This window comes from Lysinibacillus sp. SGAir0095 (genome assembly GCF_005491425.1).
In the GTDB taxonomy this organism is placed as follows: domain Bacteria; phylum Bacillota; class Bacilli; order Bacillales_A; family Planococcaceae; genus Ureibacillus.
Window position 1 is genome coordinate 3,958,518 of record NZ_CP028083.1, and the last position, 16,777, is coordinate 3,975,294.

General features: G+C 39.8%; 30 protein-coding genes. All 30 read right to left on the reverse strand.

Features of this window, described 5'->3' with window-relative positions; translation table 11 throughout:
• Nucleotides 1-21: 21 nt before the first annotated feature.
• The 30 genes from rplM to rplB all read right to left on the reverse strand — a co-directional run bounded on the left by rplM (nucleotide 22) and on the right by rplB (nucleotide 16,740).
• Entirely contained in the window at nucleotides 22-459 is a 438-nt protein-coding gene (gene rplM / locus C1N55_RS19445) for a 50S ribosomal protein L13 (protein ID WP_137730321.1), read from the reverse strand.
• A gap of 214 nt (nucleotides 460-673) precedes the next feature.
• Nucleotides 674-1,426 (reverse strand): tRNA pseudouridine(38-40) synthase TruA, encoded by a 753-nt coding sequence (gene truA, locus C1N55_RS19450; protein ID WP_137730322.1) that lies wholly within the window; start codon nucleotides 1,424-1,426, stop codon nucleotides 674-676.
• Between the two features lie 22 nt (nucleotides 1,427-1,448).
• Nucleotides 1,449-2,246 (reverse strand): energy-coupling factor transporter transmembrane component T family protein, encoded by a 798-nt coding sequence (locus C1N55_RS19455; protein WP_137730323.1) that lies wholly within the window; start codon nucleotides 2,244-2,246, stop codon nucleotides 1,449-1,451.
• On the reverse strand, nucleotides 2,243-3,115 hold the full coding sequence (locus C1N55_RS19460) for an energy-coupling factor ABC transporter ATP-binding protein (RefSeq protein ID WP_137730324.1): 873 nt from the start codon (nucleotides 3,113-3,115) through the stop codon (nucleotides 2,243-2,245). Before C1N55_RS19460 ends, C1N55_RS19455 begins: the two co-directional genes overlap by 4 nt.
• Nucleotides 3,091-3,936 carry an energy-coupling factor ABC transporter ATP-binding protein gene (locus C1N55_RS19465; protein ID WP_137730325.1) on the reverse strand — a complete coding sequence of 282 codons (846 nt, stop codon included), beginning with the start codon at nucleotides 3,934-3,936 and terminating at the stop codon, nucleotides 3,091-3,093. Before C1N55_RS19465 ends, C1N55_RS19460 begins: the two co-directional genes overlap by 25 nt.
• Before the next feature lie 457 nt (nucleotides 3,937-4,393).
• A complete protein-coding gene (gene rplQ, locus C1N55_RS19470; RefSeq protein ID WP_107932339.1) occupies nucleotides 4,394-4,774 on the reverse strand; it encodes a 50S ribosomal protein L17 in 381 nt (126 codons plus the stop codon).
• 47 nt (nucleotides 4,775-4,821) lie between these two features.
• Complete coding sequence (locus C1N55_RS19475) at nucleotides 4,822-5,766, reverse strand: DNA-directed RNA polymerase subunit alpha (RefSeq protein ID WP_036200721.1); 945 nt, start codon at nucleotides 5,764-5,766, stop codon at nucleotides 4,822-4,824.
• A 142-nt stretch (nucleotides 5,767-5,908) separates the two neighbouring features.
• On the reverse strand, nucleotides 5,909-6,298 hold the full coding sequence (gene rpsK / locus C1N55_RS19480; RefSeq protein WP_137730326.1) for a 30S ribosomal protein S11: 390 nt from the start codon (nucleotides 6,296-6,298) through the stop codon (nucleotides 5,909-5,911).
• A 25-nt stretch (nucleotides 6,299-6,323) separates the two neighbouring features.
• Entirely contained in the window at nucleotides 6,324-6,689 is a 366-nt protein-coding gene (rpsM, locus tag C1N55_RS19485) for a 30S ribosomal protein S13 (protein WP_137730327.1), read from the reverse strand.
• Between the two features lie 23 nt (nucleotides 6,690-6,712).
• On the reverse strand, nucleotides 6,713-6,826 hold the full coding sequence (rpmJ, locus tag C1N55_RS19490; RefSeq protein WP_000868344.1) for a 50S ribosomal protein L36: 114 nt from the start codon (nucleotides 6,824-6,826) through the stop codon (nucleotides 6,713-6,715).
• 37 nt (nucleotides 6,827-6,863) lie between these two features.
• On the reverse strand, nucleotides 6,864-7,082 hold the full coding sequence (gene infA, locus C1N55_RS19495) for a translation initiation factor IF-1 (protein ID WP_016839390.1): 219 nt from the start codon (nucleotides 7,080-7,082) through the stop codon (nucleotides 6,864-6,866).
• Between the two features lie 421 nt (nucleotides 7,083-7,503).
• On the reverse strand, nucleotides 7,504-8,160 hold the full coding sequence (locus tag C1N55_RS19500; RefSeq protein WP_137730328.1) for an adenylate kinase: 657 nt from the start codon (nucleotides 8,158-8,160) through the stop codon (nucleotides 7,504-7,506).
• Nucleotides 8,161-8,222: 62 nt separating this feature from the next.
• Nucleotides 8,223-9,518 (reverse strand): preprotein translocase subunit SecY, encoded by a 1,296-nt coding sequence (gene secY, locus C1N55_RS19505; protein WP_137730329.1) that lies wholly within the window; start codon nucleotides 9,516-9,518, stop codon nucleotides 8,223-8,225.
• Nucleotides 9,518-9,958 carry a 50S ribosomal protein L15 gene (rplO, locus tag C1N55_RS19510; RefSeq protein WP_137730330.1) on the reverse strand — a complete coding sequence of 147 codons (441 nt, stop codon included), beginning with the start codon at nucleotides 9,956-9,958 and terminating at the stop codon, nucleotides 9,518-9,520. The genes secY and rplO overlap by 1 nt, the downstream gene beginning before the upstream one ends.
• Nucleotides 9,959-9,991: 33 nt before the next feature.
• Nucleotides 9,992-10,174 carry a 50S ribosomal protein L30 gene (gene rpmD / locus C1N55_RS19515; protein ID WP_107932326.1) on the reverse strand — a complete coding sequence of 61 codons (183 nt, stop codon included), beginning with the start codon at nucleotides 10,172-10,174 and terminating at the stop codon, nucleotides 9,992-9,994.
• A gap of 14 nt (nucleotides 10,175-10,188) precedes the next feature.
• Nucleotides 10,189-10,689 (reverse strand): 30S ribosomal protein S5, encoded by a 501-nt coding sequence (rpsE, locus tag C1N55_RS19520; RefSeq protein WP_137730331.1) that lies wholly within the window; start codon nucleotides 10,687-10,689, stop codon nucleotides 10,189-10,191.
• A 21-nt stretch (nucleotides 10,690-10,710) separates the two neighbouring features.
• Nucleotides 10,711-11,070 (reverse strand): 50S ribosomal protein L18, encoded by a 360-nt coding sequence (rplR, locus tag C1N55_RS19525; RefSeq protein ID WP_137730332.1) that lies wholly within the window; start codon nucleotides 11,068-11,070, stop codon nucleotides 10,711-10,713.
• A 33-nt stretch (nucleotides 11,071-11,103) separates the two neighbouring features.
• Nucleotides 11,104-11,643 (reverse strand): 50S ribosomal protein L6, encoded by a 540-nt coding sequence (gene rplF, locus C1N55_RS19530; protein WP_137730333.1) that lies wholly within the window; start codon nucleotides 11,641-11,643, stop codon nucleotides 11,104-11,106.
• 30 nt (nucleotides 11,644-11,673) lie between these two features.
• Nucleotides 11,674-12,072: a 30S ribosomal protein S8 gene (gene rpsH, locus C1N55_RS19535; RefSeq protein ID WP_107932318.1), complete on the reverse strand. Its 399-nt coding sequence runs from the start codon at nucleotides 12,070-12,072 to the stop codon at nucleotides 11,674-11,676.
• Nucleotides 12,073-12,101: 29 nt separating this feature from the next.
• Complete coding sequence (locus C1N55_RS19540) at nucleotides 12,102-12,287, reverse strand: type Z 30S ribosomal protein S14 (protein ID WP_004233656.1); 186 nt, start codon at nucleotides 12,285-12,287, stop codon at nucleotides 12,102-12,104.
• Between the two features lie 21 nt (nucleotides 12,288-12,308).
• Complete coding sequence (rplE, locus tag C1N55_RS19545) at nucleotides 12,309-12,848, reverse strand: 50S ribosomal protein L5 (RefSeq protein ID WP_137730334.1); 540 nt, start codon at nucleotides 12,846-12,848, stop codon at nucleotides 12,309-12,311.
• A gap of 28 nt (nucleotides 12,849-12,876) precedes the next feature.
• Nucleotides 12,877-13,185, reverse strand: a complete 309-nt coding sequence (gene rplX, locus C1N55_RS19550) for a 50S ribosomal protein L24 (protein ID WP_036200735.1) — start codon at nucleotides 13,183-13,185, stop codon at nucleotides 12,877-12,879.
• A 36-nt stretch (nucleotides 13,186-13,221) separates the two neighbouring features.
• Nucleotides 13,222-13,590, reverse strand: coding sequence for a 50S ribosomal protein L14 (gene rplN / locus C1N55_RS19555; RefSeq protein WP_036200739.1), 369 nt, complete (start codon nucleotides 13,588-13,590; stop codon nucleotides 13,222-13,224).
• A 44-nt stretch (nucleotides 13,591-13,634) separates the two neighbouring features.
• Nucleotides 13,635-13,898: a 30S ribosomal protein S17 gene (rpsQ, locus tag C1N55_RS19560; RefSeq protein WP_036200740.1), complete on the reverse strand. Its 264-nt coding sequence runs from the start codon at nucleotides 13,896-13,898 to the stop codon at nucleotides 13,635-13,637.
• 18 nt (nucleotides 13,899-13,916) lie between these two features.
• Nucleotides 13,917-14,117, reverse strand: coding sequence for a 50S ribosomal protein L29 (gene rpmC, locus C1N55_RS19565; RefSeq protein ID WP_004233646.1), 201 nt, complete (start codon nucleotides 14,115-14,117; stop codon nucleotides 13,917-13,919).
• The gene (rplP, locus tag C1N55_RS19570; protein WP_107932312.1) at nucleotides 14,107-14,541 is read right to left on the reverse strand and encodes a 50S ribosomal protein L16; all 435 of its coding nucleotides are present in this window, start codon (nucleotides 14,539-14,541) and stop codon (nucleotides 14,107-14,109) included. Before rplP ends, rpmC begins: the two co-directional genes overlap by 11 nt.
• 2 nt (nucleotides 14,542-14,543) lie before the next feature.
• Entirely contained in the window at nucleotides 14,544-15,200 is a 657-nt protein-coding gene (rpsC, locus tag C1N55_RS19575) for a 30S ribosomal protein S3 (protein WP_137730335.1), read from the reverse strand.
• 3 nt (nucleotides 15,201-15,203) lie between these two features.
• Nucleotides 15,204-15,548, reverse strand: a complete 345-nt coding sequence (gene rplV / locus C1N55_RS19580) for a 50S ribosomal protein L22 (RefSeq protein WP_036200749.1) — start codon at nucleotides 15,546-15,548, stop codon at nucleotides 15,204-15,206.
• 22 nt (nucleotides 15,549-15,570) lie between these two features.
• Entirely contained in the window at nucleotides 15,571-15,849 is a 279-nt protein-coding gene (gene rpsS, locus C1N55_RS19585; RefSeq protein ID WP_137730336.1) for a 30S ribosomal protein S19, read from the reverse strand.
• 60 nt (nucleotides 15,850-15,909) lie between these two features.
• On the reverse strand, nucleotides 15,910-16,740 hold the full coding sequence (gene rplB / locus C1N55_RS19590) for a 50S ribosomal protein L2 (protein WP_137730337.1): 831 nt from the start codon (nucleotides 16,738-16,740) through the stop codon (nucleotides 15,910-15,912).
• Between the last annotated feature and the right edge of the window lie 37 nt (nucleotides 16,741-16,777).

Below are 16,777 nucleotides of genomic sequence, written 5' to 3' on the forward strand. Positions count from 1 at the left end.
GGTATATCCTCCTCTTAATAATTATCCGCGAAGCGTATAGCTTTCCGGTTTTTGTGCTGCATGTGGGTGTTCTGCTCCAGTATAAACGTTAAGTTTACCGAACATTTTACGTCCTAAAGAGTTTTTAGGAAGCATCCCTTTAACTGCTAATTCGATCATTTGTGTTGGGTATTTGTCTTTCATTTCGCCAGCTGTACGTTGTTTTAAACCACCAGCGAATTGAGTGTGACGGTAATAAATTTTACCTTCTAATTTGTTACCTGTTAAATGAATTTTGTCAGCGTTGATTACGATAACAAAGTCACCTGTGTCTACGTTTGGTGTGAATGTTGGTTTATGTTTACCGCGTAAGATAGCAGCTACTTCAGAAGCTAAACGTCCAAGCGTTTGACCTTCTGCGTCAACTACTAACCATTTACGATCTACTTCGTGACCTTTAGCCATGAATGTTGTACGCATTTATATATCCTCCTAATCGATTCGATTACCGTTATTTTTCATTAGTATACACTTATAAGTTTCGGGGCTTATTTGTGGTGGTAATGAAAATACCATATGTCATCTTATAATATATTTACACATAAGTCAAGAAAAAAAGCAACACACCTGGACGTGTTGCTTATTTATTTTAGCACACATATCTAAGTACGTGTATGACCAGATTTTGGGCGTTCTATGTCTCATTTTTATAGAAAACTTTCTCAAGGTAGAGACCCTGTGGTGGTGCGGTTTTACCCGCATTTCCGCGATCCATTGAAGCAACAATTTTCTTTAAGTCTCCTGCTTCTTTCTTCCCTATACCAACTTCCCACAAGGTACCGGCAATGATTCGTACCATGTTATATAAAAAGCCGTTACCTTCTATGACCATATGAAGCTCTTCTCCCTGCCAGGAGAAGTTCAATGAATGAACAGTACGAACTTTATCTACTACACTTGTATTCGCCGCACAGAAGCATGAGAAATCATGGGTACCGATAATATATTGTGCAGCAGCCTGCATATTATCGATATTCGGCTTCACCCCATTGGTTTCAACCGTATAGTGTCTACGAAAAGGACTTTGCTCTGATTCGCAATTCCAAATGTATCTATACCGTTTCCCCGTTACACTGTATCTAGCATGGAAATCAGCCTCTGCTTCCTCTACTGCTATCACACGGATATCTCGAGGCAATTGGACATTTAATGCTTTTTTATAACGATCCAGTGGAATTGAAAGCGATGTATCAAAATGAATCACCTGTCCAGTTGCATGCACACGGGCATCCGTGCGACCACTCGCAGTTATTTTAACTTTCTCGCCTTTATGCATTTTCGATAATACAGTTTCAATTTCAAGCTGAACAGTTCTTTCCCCTGGTTGAACCTGATACCCTGCAAAAAGAGTACCATCATAGCTAATCGTTGCTTTTAAACGTCTCAATCACGTCACCTCAAACTTATCCCTAATTACGGTAAAATACCAATAATGCCGTCATAATGACAAATACAACTAAACATACTGTGTCGCGCCAATCCCATTTTAACTGGCGATATCGCGTCCGTCCTTCTCCTCCACGATATCCTCGTACCTCCATAGCTGTTGCTAAATCCTCAGCCCGTTTAAAAGCACTGACAAAAAGCGGTACTAAAAGTGGCACAACAGCCTTCACACGATCTTTTAAAGGCCCGGCACTTAAATCCGAACCACGTGCCATTTGCGCTTTCATAATTTTATCTGTTTCATCCATTAATGTCGGTATAAAGCGAAGGGCAATAGACATCATTAAAGCTAATTCATGGACAGGCAGTTTTACCTTTTTTAAAGGGTTTAGCAATACTTCAATCCCATCTGTTATCGAAATAGGTGAAGTCGTCAAAGTCAAAATAGATGTCATAAATACAAGTACCAGGAAACGTATTGAAATAAATATCCCTTGTCTTAACCCTTCCTCATAGACTTTAAAGAAGCCAAGTTCAAGGAGAATGTCCCCTTCTCTAGTAAATAGAATATGAATTAAGAACGTAAATACTAATAGAATCATCACCGGCTTTAAACCATTAATCAAAAAGTATAAACGAATACGAGACATTAAAATAACAAGCAAGGTAAATGCTAATAGAAACGCATAGGTAATGATGTTATTCGCTAAAAAAACTACTAAGATAAAAGCAAAAACAAAGATTAGCTTAGAGCGAGGATCTAATCGATGTACAAATGAATCACCAGGTATATAACGGCCAAAAATCATTTTTTCCATCATTTAGCATCACGCCCCTCTCGTATGGCATGTGCAACTTCCGCTGCCAGTTCTTCCTCTGTTAAGCAAATTTTTGAAAGTGACTTATTCATTAACTTTTCAATCTTTCTTTGGAAACGGACAATATGCGGCAGTTCTAAACGATATTTTTCAAGAGTATCCGCATCCGAAAAAATTTCACTTGGTGTTCCGTTCAGTACACTATGACCTTCATGCATAATCGCGATTTTGTCCGCGTAGCGTGCCGCATCTTCCATACTATGAGTAACTAGTATCGTCGTTAACCCACGTTCTTTATGAAGGGAATAGAACATGTCCATAATCTCTTTTTGCCCACGGGGGTCAAGACCAGCTGTCGGCTCATCTAAAACGATAACCTCAGGATCCATTGCAAGCACACCAGCAATCGCCACACGACGCATTTGGCCACCAGACAAATCAAAGGGTGACTTGTTTAAAGTTTCCTCTGGTAAGCCTACTAGCTTAATTAGCTCGCGTGCCCGTTCTTCAGCTACTTGTTCGGACACTCCAAAGTTCATGGGTCCAAACATAATATCCTTTAGAACGGTTTCTTCAAATAATTGATGTTCAGGAAACTGAAAAACAATGCCCACCTTTTGGCGAACTGGCTTTAGCTCCTTCGCTTTCTTCCCGGCTTCAATTACACGTTCTCCGATATGTACTTGTCCTTTTGACGGCTTTAAAAGGCCATTAAAGTGCTGAAGGATGGTAGACTTCCCCGATCCTGTATGTCCTATGATTGCCTGATAGGTTCCATGAGGAATTGTTAAATCAACACCAAATAAAGCATATTTTTCAAAAGGTGTCCCCATCGAATAGGCGTAGCTTACTTGTTGAAGTTTGATGTCCATAGATCATTCACCAACTCTTCTTCTGTCATATGTTGTCCTGCTAATAACACACCATTTTCTTTGAAAAGGTTTGTCATTCGCATAGCAAAAGGTAGCTCTAAACCAAATTCCACCAACTTGTCACCAAGTGCAAAGATTTCAGTAGGCGTTCCTTCAGCATACTTTTTCCCATCATTCATAAATAACACACGATCAGCAAACAGTGCTTCCTCTACATCATGTGTAATGGAAAGAACAGTTAAACCAATTTCTTCACGTAGTGCACGAACTGTTTTTAATACCTCATCACGACCTTGTGGATCGAGCATGGATGTCGCCTCATCTAAAATCAGGAGCTTTGGTCGCATAGCAAGAGCTCCTGCGATTGCAACTCGTTGTTTTTGTCCACCAGATAAATGGTGAGGCTCATGGTTTAAAAACTTGTCCATCTTTACTTGCGCAAGTGATGAATGAACACGTTCAACCATATCTTTATAGGGTACTCCACTATTTTCTAAAGCAAAGGCTACATCATCTTGCACAGTAGCACCAACAAATTGATTATCAGGATTTTGGAAAACCATACCGATATTTGAACGGGTTTCCCATAAGTTCTCTTCTGTTAAAACATTTCTCATCACACGAACTTCTCCCTCTTGTGGAAAGAGTAATCCGCTTACTAGCTTGACCATCGTTGATTTCCCAGAACCGTTATGTCCGACAATCGCGATCCATTCTCCTTCGTTTATCGAAAACGAAACATTTTGAACAGCTTTTCGAAGCTCCGGGTTATCTGGTGTATATGAAAAACTTACATTATTAAACGATAAAATCTCGGTCACTGATCTTTGCTCCTCTCTATCTCTACTAACTAAATTACACTGTTTTAGACAGCAATGCTACCTTTTCGTATAAGGTGTCATATATATAAATAAGGTACGTTTACAAATCAGCAAAACAACGCGATTGAAACGTACTTTATTTTTGTATATGTAATTTTAAAATACCTTAAGTACAGCAGATAGACTCCAGCCGTTTTTAAGAAAATAAAAAAGCGCGCACCTCATTCAGAGAAATGCGCTTTACTTCTACATTTGTAACAAGAACACAGCTGCTCAATTCCGTGCTCTTTTTGAATGAGGTGCGGAGAGCTAGACGAGACGCCATCAACAAGTGATCCGCTCATTATAACGCTCAAGCCATTTTATTGTCGTATAAATCATTTAATAAAAATAGAGGGGTCCGGGTTCAACCGGTGAACCGGACACCCTCCTACCTGTTTACATAAGAAATCAAATATTAAACTAATTCGATAACTACTACAGGTGCACCGTCACCACGGCGAGGTCCTACTTTAAGGATACGAGTGTAACCACCTTGACGCTCAGCGTAACGTGGTGCAACATCATTAAATAACTTTTGAAGTGCAAATGAAGTTGTTTCGTTACCTTCAGCATCAGTAGTTGTTACTAATTCACGACGGATAAATGCAGCCGCTTGACGACGAGCATGTAAATCTCCACGTTTACCTAAAGTAATCATTTTATCAACTACAGAACGTAATTCTTTCGCACGTGCTTCAGTAGTTTCGATGCGTTCGTTGATGATTAAGTCAGTAGCTAAATCACGTAATAACGCTTTACGTTGAGAACTTGTACGACCAAGTTTTCTGTAACCCATGGATGTTCCCTCCTTTAATCTAGAATGCTATAAGTAAATTCACTTGATTAGTCTTCTTTACGTAATCCTAAACCAAGTTCTTCTAATTTAGCTTTTACTTCTTCTAGTGACTTACGACCAAGATTACGTACTTTCATCATGTCGTCTTCTGATTTATTCGCAAGTTCTAATACCGTATTGATACCAGCGCGTTTTAAACAGTTATAAGAACGAACTGAAAGATCTAACTCCTCAATCGTCATCTCTAAAACTTTTTCTTTTTGATCCTCTTCTTTTTCGACCATGATTTCAGCAGTTTGTGCCTCATTCGTTAAGCCTACAAAGATATTAAGGTGCTCAGTTAGTATTTTCGCTCCGAGCGATATCGCCTCTTTTGGACCGATGCTACCATCTGTCCACACATCAAGTGATAACTTGTCGAAATCAGAATTCTGTCCAACACGAGTGTTCTCTACTTGAAAATTAACGCGTGAAACTGGAGTGTAAATAGAGTCGATCGGGATCACGCCAATAGGAAGATCCTCACGTTTGTTTTGATCAGCAGGAGTATATCCACGGCCACGACGAGCGTACATACGCATACGTAAATGACCATTTTTAGCGATTGTTGCAATATACAAATCTGGATTCAATATTTCAACGTCACTGTCATGTGTGATATCAGCAGCTGTAACCGTTCCATCACCTTTCACATCAATCTCAATAACTTTTTCTTCGTCAGAGTAGATTTTAAGTGCAAGTTTTTTGATATTCAAAATAATTGAAGCAACATCTTCTACTACGCCTTCTACAGTTGAGAATTCGTGTAATACACCATCAATTTGAATAGATGTAACAGCAGCCCCTGGTAATGAAGACAGAAGGATACGACGTAAAGAATTACCCAAAGTGTTTCCGTATCCGCGTTCAAGCGGTTCTACAACAAACTTGCCATATTTGGAATCTTCGCTGATCTCAACAGTTTCAATCTTTGGTTTTTCAATTTCGATCATTCAATTTACCCTCCTTCAAAACATCGAATGTATAGGTTCATAACATCATAATAGTCAAAATTTATTGACTTTATAAGATTTGCACAAGATTTTGTTTTGTACAAGCAATGATGAACTCAAAAAGTACTTTGAGATGCACCCATTACACACGACGACGTTTTGGCGGACGGCAACCGTTATGTGGTACTGGAGTAACATCTTTGATTGCAGTTACATCTAAACCAGCAGCTTGAAGTGCACGAATTGCAGCTTCACGACCAGCACCAGGACCTTTAACAGTTACTTCCAACGTCTTCAGACCATGTTCAACGGACGCTTTTGCAGCAGCTTCAGCAGCCATTTGAGCAGCATAAGGAGTAGATTTACGTGAACCTCTGAATCCAAGCGCACCAGCACTAGACCAAGATACTGCGTTACCTTGCATATCTGTAATCGTTACGATTGTATTGTTAAATGTAGAACGGATGTGAGCAATACCAGATTCGATATTCTTTTTCACACGACGTTTACGAGTTTGTTGTTTACGAGCCATGTTAAGAAGGAACCCCCTTTACTTATTATTTTTTCTTGTTCGCTACAGTTTTACGAGGACCTTTACGCGTACGCGCATTGTTTTTCGTATTTTGACCACGAACAGGTAAACCACGACGGTGACGGATACCACGGTTACAACCGATTTCCATCAGACGTTTAATGTTAAGTGAAATTTCGCGACGTAAGTCACCTTCCACTTTGTAAGTATCTAATTGTTCACGAATTTTGTTTAACTCATCTTCAGTAAGATCGCGTACGCGAGTGTCTGCGTTAACACCAGCAGCAGATAATACTTTTTGAGAAGTAGTTTTACCAATTCCGTAAATGTAAGTTAATGAAATTACCACGCGTTTGTCGCGAGGAATGTCAACTCCAGCAATACGTGCCATGTACGTTGTGCACCTCCTTATAATTATCCTTGTTTTTGTTTGTGTTTAGGATTTTCACAGATTACCATTACTTTACCGCGTCGGCGAATTACTTTACATTTTTCGCAGATCGGTTTCACAGATGGTCTCACTTTCATCTAACCCAACCTCCTTAATAGTCCGGAGTGCAAAAGATTATTTAAAACGGTATGTGATACGACCGCGAGTTAAATCGTATGGAGATAACTCAATAGTAACCTTATCTCCAGGTAAAATACGGATAAAGTGCATACGAATCTTTCCAGAAACGTGTGCAAGCACCGTGTGCCCATTTTCTAATTCTACCTTAAACATCGCGTTTGGCAAAGTCTCAACAACTGTTCCTTCGACTTCAATTACATCGTCTTTCGCCATCAACCCTATCTCCCTTCTATATGCGTTTTTCGATTCTCTAACATACACGATAAAGAGAATCTATGCAACTGTTTTTATTCAATAGAAGCAACTTCACCAACATATGCTTGGATTGTATGAGAGATGTTCGAAAGACGCTCGTCTGGTTTCGCTTCACACAATCCAGGGAATGACTACTTCCGATAAAGAAATGGAATCCATTCTTTACTCGATATCCCGGAATGTCTTGGATGAGAGATTCATACCCGTTACAAAGATGCTTCCACGAAACCCATAACACTTACCACAAAATAGATTCTATCACATTTGTGTCTCGTGTATACCGGGCACAATATGCTTTTGCAACTCTCAATAAAGTTTATTTTGTTGCACCCGCAAATTCTCCCGCGAAAAGCAATTGACTCTCGTCTAATGCCGGGTATCAGCTGCGGCTGCCCTGTAGTAATAGAGCGTCAAGATCAGCAAACACTTTTACGATATCTTGCTGTCCATCGATATTTGTTAAAACACCTTTAGATTCATAGAAATCAAGTAAAGGTTGTGCTTGATTCATATTTACTTCCAGACGGTTTGCTACCGTATCAGGATTATCGTCCGCACGTGTGTATAATTCGCCGCCATCTTTGTCACATTTACCTTCCACTTTTGGAGGGTTGAATAGGACATGATAAGATGTACCACAAGTTTTACAAATTCGACGACCGCTAAGACGTGCAACTAGTTCATCTTTTTCAACTTGGATATTGATAGTATGATCAATTTTCTTCCCAAGTTCATCTAGGATGCTATCTAAAGCCTCAGCTTGTGGAACTGTACGTGGGAACCCGTCTAATAAGAAACCTTTTTCACAATCTTTTTGTGCTAGTCGTTCACGAACGATACCAATCGTAACTTCATCTGGTACTAGAGCACCTTGATCCATATACGATTTAGCTTCTAAACCTAATTCTGTGCCCGCGCTAATAGCAGCACGGAACATGTCGCCTGTAGAAATATGAGGGATTTCGTACTTCTCAACAATTTTGTCTGCTTGTGTACCTTTACCAGCACCAGGTAGACCCATTAAAACGATATTCATACGTTTCACTCCCCCTAAAGCTTGCTGGCTTAGGAAACATAAACGTTTCCTAAAACCTGCATTTATTTCATAAAGCCTTTATAGTGACGTTTTACAAGTTGAGCTTCTAATTGCTTCATTGTTTCTAAAGCAACACCAACTACGATAATTACACTAGTACCACCAATTTGTGCCGAAGCAGGTAGGTTCATGAAATTAATAAATAGGATCGGCAATACTGAAATAACAATTAAGAATAGTGCACCAACAAATGTTAAACGGTAAAGAACTCTTGTTAAGTAACTTTGCGTATCGTTACCCGGGCGTATGCCAGGAATGTACGCACCTTGTTTTTTCAAGTTGTCGGACAAGTTCTCAGGATTCACTTGAATGAATGCATAGAAGTACGTAAACGCAACAATCAGTGCAATATATATAATCATCCCGACAGGTTTATTATAGTCAAACGTGTTCATGATGAAGGTAGTGAAACCATTTTGTCCGAAGAACGTAGCTAAAGTTTGAGGTGTAACAATAAACGCAATCGCAAAGATTACCGGAATAACTCCTGCAGCATTTACTTTTAAAGGTAAATGTGTTTGTTGTCCACCAGCTTGTGGCGTACGACCCGCAACTCGTTTTGCATATTGAATTGGAATTTTACGCAACGCTTGTTGAATATAAATAACTCCAACTACAACTGCAAGCATAACTAAAACAAGTAATACTAGGATAGCAATCTTAATGAATAGCTGATCACCAGCATCCTCGATTTGTTGTGCATAGATTTGGTTCACTGTTGTTGGAATTGCAGCAACAATCCCTGCAAAGATAATGATTGAAATACCATTTCCAACACCATGTGAAGTAATTTGTTCACCTAACCACAGTAAGAAAGAAGTACCCGCAGTTAACACGACCGCGATTGTTAAGTATGATAACACACTCGTATCAGTGATTAACGAACCACCGTACATTTGGTTGAAACCAAATGACATAGCGAACGCTTGAATGAAGGCTAAAATTACTGTTAAGTAACGAGTGAATTGTGCCAGCTTACGTCGACCAACATCACCTTGTTTTGCCCATTCTGCAAACTTTGGAACTACATCCATTTGTAATAGTTGAACAATAATTGAAGCAGTAATGTAAGGCATAATTCCCAATGCAAAGATTGAGAAGTTAGACAATGCACCACCGCCGAAAGTATTAAGGAAACCAATTAAGTTAAACTCATCGGCTACCTTTAATACTTGAGAGTCGACGTTAGGTACTGGAATGAATGTTCCAATACGGAAAACAATCAACATTAATAATGTAAAGATGATTTTATTTCGTATATCTCGAACGCGCATAAAGTTAGAGATCGTCTGAAACATTAAATCACCTCAGTTGTTCCGCCAGCGTTCTCGATTGCTTCTTTAGCTGAAGCAGAGAACTTGTGAGCTTTAACTGTAAGCTTTTTGTTAAGAGTTCCATTACCTAGAATCTTAATTCCAGCTTTTTCATTACTCACAATACCAGTTTCTAGTAATAATGCAGGTGTTACTTCTGCACCATCTTCGAAACGGTTTAATGCATCAAGGTTAACGATTGCGAATTCTTTACGGTTGATGTTCGTAAAGCCGCGTTTTGGTAAACGACGGAATAGTGGGTTTTGACCCCCCTCAAATCCAGGACGAACGCCGCCGCCAGAACGAGCGTTTTGACCTTTATGACCTTTACCTGCAGTTTTACCGTTACCAGAACCGATACCACGACCAACACGGTTACGCTCTTTACGTGATCCTTCTGCTGGTTTTAACTCATGAAGTTTCATATGGGTGGCACCTCCTTGTTCAATGTTTGAAAATTAATTTCCTTTTACAGTAACTAAGTGAGCTACTTTATCTAACATACCGCGAATAGCTGCGTTGTCAGCTTGTTCTACAGTTTGGTTCATTTTACGTAAACCTAGAGCTTCAACAATTTTACGTTGTTGAGGCTTAGTACCGATTAAAGATTTAGTAAGGGTAATTTCTAATTTGTTTGTCATTATAATTCCCCCCCTTAACCTAATAGTTCTTCCACTGATTTACCGCGAAGTTTTGCAACGTCCTCTGCGCGTTTTAGTTCATTTAGACCAGCAACAGTAGCACGTACCATGTTGATTGGTGTGTTTGAACCTAGAGATTTTGAAAGAATATCAGTAATACCAGCAAGTTCAAGTACGGCACGTACAGGACCACCAGCGATAACTCCAGTACCTGGAGCTGCAGGCTTAATTAAGATTTGACCTGCTCCGAAGCGACCAACAACAGCATGTGGAGTTGTTCCACCAACACGTGGCACTTCGATTAAGTTTTTCTTCGCGTCTTCTACAGCTTTACGGATCGCGTCTGGAACCTCTTGAGCTTTACCAGTACCGAAACCTACATGACCGTTTTTGTCACCTACAACAACTAGTGCTGTAAAGCGGAAGCGACGACCACCTTTAACAACTTTAGCAACGCGGTTAATCGTAACTACGCGTTCTTCAAGTTCAAGTTTGTTTGCGTCAATGCGACTCATGAAGTATGTCCCTCCTTCTTATTAAAATTCTAAGCCGTTTTCACGTGCAGCTTCAGCTAAAGCTTTTACACGTCCATGATATAAGTAACCACCGCGGTCAAATACAACAGCAGTAATATTTTTTTCCGCAGCGCGTTTAGCGATTGTTTCACCGATTTTTGTCGCAGCTTCTACATTGCTACCTGCACCCTCAAAACCATTTTCTTGAGAAGTTGCACTAACAAGTGTTACACCAGCAACATCGTCAATAAGTTGTGCGTAAATGTGTTTGTTTGAACGGAATACATTTAAACGTGGACGCTCAGCAGTACCCGAAATTTTTGTACGAACACGCACATGACGTTTTTTACGAACTTGATTTTTATCTTGTTTCGTAATCACAGAGGTCACTCCTTTCTAATGCTCTAAGCAGCATTATTTACCTGTTTTACCTTCTTTACGACGTACAAATTCGCCTTCATAACGAATACCTTTACCTTTATAAGGCTCTGGTGGGCGAACATCACGAATGTTAGATGCTAATGCACCAACACGTTCTTTGCTAATACCTTTAACGATCACTTTAGTGTTTGAAGGAACTTCGATTTCTAGACCTTCTTCAGGTGTGAACTCTACTGGATGAGAGTAACCTACGTTAAGTACAAGTTTTTTACCTTGTAATTGCGCACGGTAACCTACACCGATAAGTTCTAGTGAACGAGTGAATCCTTCAGAAACACCAGTAACCATGTTTGCTAATAGCGCACGAGTTGTACCATGAATAGTACGGTGTTGTTTTGACTCAGAAGGACGAACAACGTTGATGATGTTGCCTTCTAATTCAATTTTCATATCTTGGTTGAATTGACGAGTTAATTCGCCTTTAGGTCCTTTAACAGTAACTGTGTTATCGTCAGCGATAGTAACAGTTACGCCAGCAGGAACCTCGATTGGTTTTTTACCTACACGAGACATTTAGTTGCACCTCCATTCTTTTATTGCTTATTACCAAATGTAAGCTAAGATTTCTCCGCCAACTTTTTTAGCACGTGCTTCTTTATCAGTTAATAAACCTTGAGAAGTTGATACTAAAGCGATACCTAAACCGTTAAGTACACGAGGTACTTCGTCAGTTTTAGCATATACACGTAAGCCAGGTTTTGAAATACGTTTTAAGCCAGTGATAACACGCTCGTTTTCTTTTCCATATTTTAAGAAGATACGGATGATACCTTGCTTATTATCTTCAACATACTCAACATCACGAACGAAACCTTCACGCTTTAAAATTTCAGCGATTTCTTTCTTTAAGTTTGAAGCTGGTACTTCTAACTTCTCGTGACGAACCATGTTAGCATTACGGATGCGTGTTAGCATATCTGCGATCGGATCTGTCATTGTCATAAATTTTACCTCCTTCCCAATTTAGGGGATTACCAGCTAGCTTTTTTAACGCCAGGAATTTGTCCCTTATATGCAAGTTCACGGAAACAAATACGGCAAAGTTTAAATTTACGATATACAGAATGTGGACGACCACAGCGTTCACAACGTGTATATTCTTGTACTTTAAACTTTTGCTTACGTTGTTGTTTAACGATCATTGATTTTTTAGCCACGTTTTCGCCCTCCTTATTTTATTACTTTTGGAACGGCATACCGAATTGTGTCAATAACTCGCGAGCTTCTTCATCAGAATTCGCAGTTGTCACGATTACGATGTCCATACCGCGTACTTTCGAAACTTTATCGTAATCGATTTCAGGGAAAATTAATTGTTCTTTTACACCTAATGTGTAGTTTCCACGACCATCAAATGATTTTTTAGAAACACCGCGGAAGTCGCGTACACGTGGAAGTGAAATAGCAATTAATTTGTCCAAGAATTCATACATACGTTCACCACGTAATGTAACTTTTGCACCGATAGGCATACCTTCACGTAGACGGAAACCAGCGATAGACTTTTTCGCTTTTGTTACAACTGGTTTTTGTCCAGTGATGATTGTTAATTCTTCTACAGCAGCATCTAATGCTTTAGAGTTTTGTACAGCGTCACCAACACCCATGTTGATAACGATTTTGTCTACTTTAGGCACTTGCATTACTGATTTATATTCAAACTTGCTCATAAGAGCAGGAGAAACTTCATTTAAATACTTTTCTTTTAGGCGGCTCATGTTCGTACCTCCCTTCTCAAATTTCTATTTAGTCGATTACTGCACCTGATTTTTTTGCAACACGAACTTTTTTACCATCTTCGATTTTGTAACCTACACGAGTCGGCTCGCCAGATTTCGGATCGATTAGCATTACGTTCGATACGTGGATTGCTGCTTCTTGGCTTACAATACCACCTTGTGGGTTTAACTGGTTAGGTTTAACGTGTTTTTTAACAATGTTAATACCTTCTACAAGAACTCGGTCTTGTTTTGGGAAAGCAGCTAAAACTACGCCTTCTTTACCTTTATCTTTACCAGTAATAACTTTTACTTTGTCGCCCTTTTTTACATGCATTAGTGTCGCACCTCCTTGATTGGTACTATCATGAAATTAAAGAACTTCTGGAGCTAATGAAACGATTTTCATGAAGTTGCTATCACGTAGTTCACGTGCAACAGGTCCGAAAATACGAGTTCCGCGTGGTGACTTATCGTCTTTGATGATTACGCAAGCATTCTCGTCAAATTTAATATAAGTACCATCTTTACGGCGTACACCAGATTTTGTGCGAACGACAACAGCCTTAACAACGTCACCTTTCTTGACAACGCCTCCTGGTGTTGCTTTCTTAACTGTTACAACAACGATATCACCGATGTTAGCAGTTTTACGGCCAGAACCACCAAGTACTTTAATTGTTAAAACTTCGCGTGCACCTGAGTTGTCAGCAACTTTCATACGACTTTCTTGTTGGATCACTTAGGTTACCTCCCTTCGGAATTCGAATGTTTCCGAAAATGTTATTAAATAATAACAGCTTTTTCTACGACTTCCACTAGACGGAAACGTTTTGTAGCTGATAACGGACGAGTTTCCATGATACGTACGATATCACCGATTTTCGCTTCGTTCAACTCATCATGAGCCTTAAATTTTTTAGAGTACTTTACACGTTTACCATATAATTTATGTTTCTTATAAGTTTCAACAAGAACAGTAACTGTTTTGTCCATTTTATCTGAAACTACACGGCCCGTGTAAACTTTGCGTTGATTACGCTCAGTCATACTAAAGAACCTCCTTTATCAGTTATTTGCACTGATTTCTCTTTCACGAATCACAGTTTTCATGCGCGCAATTGCTTTACGAACTTCGCGGATGCGAGCTGTGTTTTCTAATTGCCCAGTCGCCAATTGGAAGCGAAGGTTGAAAAGCTCTTCTTTCAGTGATTTCACTTTTAATTCAATTTCAGAAGTGGCAAGGTCACGGATTTCATTAGCTTTCATTAGATTCACCACCAGTTTCTTGACGTTTAACAATTTTACATTTAACAGGAAGTTTGTGTGATGCTAAACGAAGTGCTTCACGTGCGATCTCTTCAGATACACCAGCAACTTCAAACATAACTTTTCCTGGTTTTACTACTGCTACCCAACCTTCTGGAGAACCTTTACCGGAACCCATTCGAACCTCTAGAGGCTTTTTAGTGTAAGGTTTATGTGGGAAAATTTTAATCCAAACTTTACCGCCACGTTTCATGTAACGTGTCATTGCAATACGGGCAGATTCGATTTGACGGTTAGTGATCCAGCTAGCTGTAGTTGCTTGTAAGCCCCATTCGCCGAAAGATACTTCTTTACCGCCTTTCGCTTCACCACGCATGTTTCCACGGTGTTCACGACGATATTTTACGCGTTTTGGTAATAACATTGTTATTTGCCTCCTTCCACAGAGTTCTTCTTCGTTGGAAGGACTTCACCACGATAGATCCATACTTTAACGCCTAATTTACCATAAGTAGTGTCAGCTTCTGCGTGAGCATAGTCGATGTCTGCACGAAGAGTATGAAGTGGAACAGTTCCTTCACTGTAATGTTCAGCACGCGCGATGTCAGCGCCACCTAAACGACCAGATACTTGTGTTTTAATTCCTTTAGCACCAGCACGGATTGTGCGTTGGATTGCTTGTTTTTGAGCACGGCGGAATGATACGCGGTTCTCAAGTTGACGAGCGATGTTTTCTGCTACTAAACGAGCATCAAGATCAGCTCTTTTGATTTCTACGATGTTAATGTGTACACGTTTACCAGTTAGATCGTTAAGGTATTTACGTAAGTTTTCAACTTCCGTACCGCCTTTACCGATTACCATACCTGGTTTCGCAGTGTGAATTGTAATGTTTACGCGGTTTGCAGCGCGTTCGATTTCTACTTTAGAAACTGAAGCTTCTTTTAAAGCAGATTCGATATATTTACGAACTTTGATATCTTCGTGTAATAAAGTCGCATAGTCCTTCTCAGCGTACCATTTTGACTCCCAGTCACGAATAATACCAACTCGTAGTCCTATTGGATGTACTTTTTGACCCACGGATTAACCCTCCTTCTTCTCAGATACCACTAGAGTGATGTGGCTTGTGCGTTTGTTAATTGCGCTTGCACGTCCTTGTGCACGTGGACGGAAACGTTTTAATGTTGGACCTTCGTCAACAAAAACTTCTGAAACAACTAGGTTGTTTACATCTAAATCATAGTTATGCTCAGCGTTTGCAACTGCAGATTTTAATACTTTCTCAACGACTGGAGACGCCGCTTTTGGAGTATGACGTAAAATTGCAACTGCTTCACCAATTTGCTTACCTCGGATTAAGTCTACTACTAGACGAACTTTACGAGGAGCGATACGCACTGTGCGAGCGATAGCTTTAGCTTGTGTCATTAGGATTTACCTCCTCTCAAAATTAGCGTCTTGTTTTCTTGTCATCTGCACCATGACCTTTATAAGTACGTGTTGGTGCGAATTCGCCTAGTTTGTGACCTACCATATCTTCTGTCACATATACAGGAACGTGTTTACGTCCATCATATACAGCGATTGTTAAACCGATGAAGTTCGGGAAGATAGTAGAACGGCGTGACCAAGTTTTAATAACTTGTTTTTTCTCTGAACCTTCTTGTGCTTCAACTTTTGTCATTAAGTGATCATCCACAAAAGGTCCTTTTTTCAAGCTGCGACCCATTTAGGAACCTCCCTCCGTGACTCCACCACGGCTCTATGTACGAACCGTAGTACAATCACATTATTTTTTACGAGAACGAATGATAAACTTACTAGTTTTGTTTTTCTTTTTACGAGTTTTGTAACCAAGAGCTGGTTTACCCCATGGTGTCATTGGTGATTTACGTCCGATTGGAGAACGTCCTTCACCACCACCGTGTGGGTGATCATTAGGGTTCATTACAGAACCACGAACTGTTGGACGTTTACCTAACCAACGAGAACGACCAGCTTTACCAATGTGGATAAGTTCGTGTTGCTCGTTACCAACTTGACCGATTGTTGCGCGGCAAGTTGCTAATATTAAGCGAACTTCACCAGATTGTAAACGAACGATTACATATTTACCTTCACGACCAAGTACTTGCGCAGAAGTACCAGCAGAACGTACTAATTGTCCGCCTTTACCAGGTTTTAACTCGATGTTATGGATTGTTGTACCCATTGGGATGTTTGCTAATGGTAAAGCGTTACCTACTTTAATGTCAGCATCTGGACCAGAAACGATTGTTTGACCAACTTCTAATCCTTTAGGTGCTAAGATGTAACGTTTTTCACCGTCAGCATAATTAATTAATGCGATATTCGCAGAGCGGTTTGGATCATATTCAATAGTAGCTACGCGTGCAGGAATTCCGTCTTTAGTACGTTTGAAGTCGATTACGCGGTATTGCTTCTTATGACCACCACCATGATGACGAACAGTAATTTTACCTTGGTTATTACGACCAGCTTTGCGTTTAATTGGTTCTAATAATGACTTTTCAGGCTTATTAGTTGTGATTTCCGCAAAATCAGATGAAGTCATATTACGACGTCCATTTGAGGTTGGTTTATACTTTTTAATCGCCATGTGTTTTCCCTCCTTCTTGAATGTTCGATTTCTTTCC